The sequence below is a fragment of the Streptomyces sp. NPDC050856 genome, assembly GCF_040653855.1.
Lineage (GTDB): Bacteria > Actinomycetota > Actinomycetes > Streptomycetales > Streptomycetaceae > Streptomyces.
In genome coordinates this window covers 1-4,798 of the sequence record NZ_JBFAGV010000065.1, presented here as the reverse complement: position 1 = coordinate 4,798, position 4,798 = coordinate 1, and the positions used below count along the sequence as shown (strand labels likewise).

Here is a 4,798-nt window from a genome sequence, read left to right as displayed (position 1 = left end):
ACCCACACCCCGGGCCCCCCCCGCGGGCCCCACACCGCGCGGGCGGGGGCCCCGGGCCCCCCCCCCGGGGGGGGGGGCGCGGCCCGGGGCGCCGGCCCGGGGGGCGCGCGCCCCCCCCGCCGCCGGCCGGTGGGACGCCGCCACGACGGCGGAAGGCGCGTGCCGGAAGTGGTTACGGCACGATCTTGAGGAGCTTGTTCGGCGAACCGGTGCCCGCGCCGGACACCACGTTCGAGGTGGCCCCGGACACCAGCGCCGAGGCGACCTGGGCCGGGCTCGCGGTGGTGTGGCCCGCCAGGTACACGGCCGCCGCGCCGGCGACGTGCGGGGTGGCCATCGAGGTGCCCGAGATGGTGTTGGTCGAGGTGTCGCTGGTGCGCCACGCCGCCGTGATGCCGGAGCCCGGGGCGAACAGGTCGAGCACGGAGCCGTAGTTGGAGTAGCTCGCCCTGCCGTCCGTGTTGGTGGTGGCGCCGACCGTGATCGCCTCGGTGACGCGGGCGGGCGACTTGGTGCTCGCGTTGACGTTCTCGTTGCCGGCCGCAACGGCGTAGGTGACGCCGCTCGCGATGGAGTTGCGGACGGCGGTGTCGATGGCGGTGCTGGCGCCGCCGCCGAGCGACATGTTGGCGACGGAGGGGCCGCTGTGGTTGCGGGTCACCCAGTCGATGCCGGCCACGACGCCCGCGGTGGTGCCGGAGCCGTTGTTGTCGAGCACCCGGACCGCCACGATCCTGGCCCGCTTGGCGACGCCGTACGCGCTGCCGGCCGCGGTGGACGCCACGTGGGTGCCGTGGCCGTTGCCGTCCTGGGCGACGTTGTCGCCGTCCACGGCGTCGTACCCGTTGACGGCCCGGCCGCCGAAGTCGCTGTGGCTGACGCGGACACCGGTGTCGATCACGTAGATCGTGGCACCGCTGCCGGCCTGGTCCGGGTAGGTGTAGCTCCGGTTGAGCGGCAGCGCGCTCTGGTCGATCCGGTCCAGGCCCCAGGACGGCGGGTTCGTCTGGGTGGCGTCGACCGACACCTCGGTGTCCTGGATGACCTGGTCGACGGCCGGGTCGGCGGCGAGTCTGCGCGCCTCCTCGGCGGAGAGCTGGGCGGCGTAGCCGTTGAGGGCGGACCGGTAGGTCAGCTTGACCGTGCCACCGTACGCGGATATCAGCCGCTTGCCCTTGGCGGAGGTCGACGAGAACCCGGCGTTCTTCTTGAGCGTGACGATGTAGCTGCCCTTCACGGCGTCGGGGGCGTTCGCCCCGACGACGACACCCTCGGGGGCGGGAGCGGGGGCGGCCTGGGCGGGCAGCGTGGTGACGGTACCGAGGAGAGCGGCCGCGGTGGCGGCGGTGACGGCCGCGGTGATGCGGGGGCGGTTGAGACGCGATGATGCCATTACGGGGGAGTCCTCCTCCTGGCGGCGCGCCCGGGGTGAGGAGCGCGCGACTGTGGGGGTGTGTGCGCGGGATCGCGCACAGCGCCGGAAGCGGCGTTCCGCTTCCGGCTGCCGAGAAGACTGAGCCAGTTCACCGGGGTGGATCAAGAGGTTCGGCCGGATGTCACGGCATTGACATGTTCGCGTAACCGAGGGTGGTCGAAATCCGCGCTCAAATGCTCAACTCGCCGGTATGCGAGCCGGTTTCACCGGTCCGCGTGGATCGCCGCGACATGTCGGACAGCAGCGGAACAGCGGCTTCCGGCTCGGTCCGGGCGGCCGGCGCCCGGAGGGCGGTGGTACGTCCCCGATTGCGGCGGGCGGTCGGCGCGCCGACGATGTGGCTGGAGGTGGTCCGTGATGGCGAAGGACAAGCAGCCGCGCAAGGGCGACAAGGTCTCCTGGAAGAGCCACGGCGGTGAGGCGAAGGGCAGGGTGACGCGGAAGATCACCGAGCGCACCGAGGCGGCCGGCCGCACCGTCGACGCCTCCCCCGAGGAGCCGCAGTACGAAGTGCGCAGCGACAAGTCCGGCCGCGAGGCCGTGCACAAGCCGGGGGCGCTGCGCCCCGAGAAGGACTGACCCGGTGGACGACGAGGAGCGGCGGGAGATCAGGGCGGAGTTCCGCGGTCTGGTGAACCTGTCCCCCGCCGAGCTCCGGGACTGGCTGCGGACGGAGCGGTCGGAGGCCGCCGGGGAGCACAAGGACGGCGGGGAGTCCACCGGCCACGCCTCCGGTCGCCGCATCGCGGAGTTGCTGGGCCGCCGTGACGGCGAACTGACCGACGACGACTACCGGCACATGCGCAAGGTCGTCGGGTACATCCACCGCCACCTCGCCCAGCGGCCGGCCGGGAACGTCGAGGACTCCCGCTGGCGGCACTCGCTGATGAACTGGGGACACGACCCGCTCAAGGACTGAACCGTGGCGGGCGGACGGCTGCCCGCCACGACGTCACCGCGCCCGTGCCCCCGGGCCCACGGACCTTCGGCCGCTCAGCGGCCGAACAGTTCGAAGGTGACGGCGGGACGGCCGCCGAACCGCTCGGCCGCCGCGTGCGCGTTGGCGGTCAGGAAGGCGCGGCAGTACTCCTCCGGGTCCTGATCGGTCAGGGCCTCGATATAGGCGCGGTGTTCCAGGAGCGACCGTACGGCGCGCTCCATGCCCGGCGTCGCGTCCACGGCGTGCGTAGGCGTGGCGGAGCCCGCGACCGCCACCCAGCGGACGCCGTCCCAGGGTTCCAGGCCCCGCTCGGTGAGCTCGGGAAAGATCCACCGGTTGCCGGCGTCGGCCGCGGCGTCGAGCGTCGCCCGGCCGACGGCCACGTGGTCGGGGGTGTTCCAGGCGACGCCGCCCCAGGTGTCGCGGTGGTTGAGGGTGATGACGAGTTCGGGACGGTGGCGGCGGATCGCGGCGGCGATGTCCCGGCGCAGTCCGACGCCGTACTCGACGGTCCCGTCGCGGTGGCCGAGGAACTCCACCCGCGCGACCCCTACGGCGGCGGCGCTGGCCCGCTGCTCGCGCTCGCGCAAGGGGCCGCACGTGGCCGGGTCGAGGGTGTCGATGCCCGCCTCACCGCGGGTGGCCAGCACATAGGTCACTTCCCGGCCGCCGTCGGTCCAGGCGGCGACGGCCGCCGAGCAGCCGTACTCCAGGTCGTCGGGGTGGGCCACGACGGCGAGGGCTCGCCGCCAGTCGTCGGGCATGGGCCGCAGCTGCTCGGTCGCACGATCGTTCATGGCGCGCAGGATACGGCCCGGCCGCCCCGCCGGCGGGTTGCCGGGGACCGGCCGTGTCCGCCGGCCGCGCCGCTCGCCGCGCGGGCCCGCTCAGACCTCGCCGCGGGCCAGGGCCAGCAGGCGGTCCAGGACCCGGGGGCCGCCCGCGCGCACCCCGTCGTGCTCGTACTCGTCGGTGACCCAGGTCCGCAGGCCGCGGACGGCCCGGGCGGTGGCCAGCGAGTGCGCCGTGTCGACGTACATGTCGTCGTGGTACACGGCGGCGGCGACCGGCACGTCGTTGGCGGCCAGCCGCCGTGGGTCGTACAGCGGTGGCCAGTCCTCGCGGGCGGCGAGCAGTTCGGCGGCCTCGCGCAGCGGGCGCAGGGCCGGGTCGGCCTCGAAGTGCCAGGGGTGGACGCTCTCGCCGGTGAAGAGCAGCGGTGTGCCGTCCGCCAGGGCCCTGCCCGCGTCGAACTGCGGGAACGCGGCGCGCACCCGCTCCGCCGCCCAGGCCGTGGGCGCCTTCCCCTGCGCGTAGATGGCCTCGTGGATGACGGCGTACAGCGGGTGTCCCGCGTGCGACAGGTGCGCCTGCACGCCCTCCAGGAAGGCATCGGACAGGGCGCGCCCGGCGGGGGTGGGTACGAAGGCGTCCTCCAGGAGGTGGTGCAGCTGGTGGCTGCCGTCGCCGAGGCCGAGCAGCGCGCCGAGGGACTGGAACGCCTCGGGGGTGAGCAGGTAGCCGTTGGGCAGTACGGTCCGGTGCTCGGCGAGATGCTGGGCGATACGGCGGGCGCGGTCGACGTCCTGGGGGTAACGGGCGTAGTGGGCCTCGGTCTTGCGCTGGACGCGCGGGTAGGCGGCGCGGTAGACCTCGTCGGCGGTGGCGTCCAGGGACGGCAGGCCGCCGGTGATGAGGACGGTGCTCAGGCCCTCGGGGGCGGCGGACAGGTAGTGGGTCGCGCAGAAACCGCCGAAGCTCTGGCCGAGCACGGTCCACGGGGCACCGCCGGTGAGCCGGCGCCGGATCGCCTCGCAGTCGCGCACGATGGAGTCGCCGCGGAAGTGGGCGAGGTAGCGCGCCTGGGCCTCGGGGCCGCCGCGCAGCGGCAGCGTCTGGCGGTTGGCGGGGGTGGAGCGGCCGGTGCCGCGCTGGTCGAGGAGGAGCACCCGGAACTCCCGTACCGCGCGACCGAGCCAGGCCTGGGTGCCGATGAACCGGCGAGCGCCGAAACCGGGGCCGCCCTCCAGGTACACCAGCCAGGGGAGGTCCGCGCCCGCCCGGCCGCCGGCCACCACCTCGCGGCCGTAGAGCTCGATCCGCTCGCCGGCCGGATCGTCGTGGTCCAGCGGAACGGTGAAGCGGTGGTCGGTGAGGACGGTGCCGGGCTGGCGATAACTGGTCAAGGGTGCTCCTTCCCGCGCCTGTGCCCGCACAGTGGAACACATGACGTCCCAACACGGCACCGGGCCCGGCGCCTTGACGGCTTCGGACCGTGTCGGCGCAGGTGGGCGCCGTTGCGGAGCGACCGCGCTCGTCCCGGAAACAGCAACAAAGATTGCCGCTTTCGGGTTACGGGCGCACTCTGTGCGCGGAGGTGATCGCCCATGAGCGATTCGCAGCACCCGAACAACGTACCGACC

Annotated in this window: 5 protein-coding genes; 2 read left to right on the top strand and 3 right to left on the bottom strand. The window is 74.0% G+C overall.

Going from position 1 to position 4,798, the window contains the following annotated elements; genetic code table 11:
- Positions 1-172: 172 nt before the first annotated feature.
- Entirely contained in the window at positions 173-1,393 is a 1,221-nt protein-coding gene (locus AB0H53_RS28995) for a S8 family peptidase (protein ID WP_362119613.1), read from the bottom strand.
- Between the two features lie 399 nt (positions 1,394-1,792).
- Between AB0H53_RS28995 and AB0H53_RS28990 the strand changes: the two genes are divergently transcribed.
- Both AB0H53_RS28990 and AB0H53_RS28985 read left to right on the top strand, forming a co-directional pair.
- Positions 1,793-2,014, top strand: a complete 222-nt coding sequence (locus tag AB0H53_RS28990) for a DUF2945 domain-containing protein (protein ID WP_362119610.1) — start codon at positions 1,793-1,795, stop codon at positions 2,012-2,014.
- Between the two features lie 4 nt (positions 2,015-2,018).
- A complete protein-coding gene (locus AB0H53_RS28985; protein WP_362119607.1) occupies positions 2,019-2,354 on the top strand; it encodes a DUF3140 domain-containing protein in 336 nt (111 codons plus the stop codon).
- 74 nt (positions 2,355-2,428) lie between these two features.
- Here the strand turns inward: AB0H53_RS28985 and AB0H53_RS28980 are convergent, their stop codons facing one another.
- Both AB0H53_RS28980 and AB0H53_RS28975 read right to left on the bottom strand, forming a co-directional pair.
- On the bottom strand, positions 2,429-3,172 hold the full coding sequence (locus AB0H53_RS28980; RefSeq protein ID WP_362119605.1) for a PIG-L deacetylase family protein: 744 nt from the start codon (positions 3,170-3,172) through the stop codon (positions 2,429-2,431).
- A gap of 90 nt (positions 3,173-3,262) precedes the next feature.
- Positions 3,263-4,561, bottom strand: a complete 1,299-nt coding sequence (locus AB0H53_RS28975; RefSeq protein WP_362119602.1) for an alpha/beta fold hydrolase — start codon at positions 4,559-4,561, stop codon at positions 3,263-3,265.
- Between the last annotated feature and the right edge of the window lie 237 nt (positions 4,562-4,798).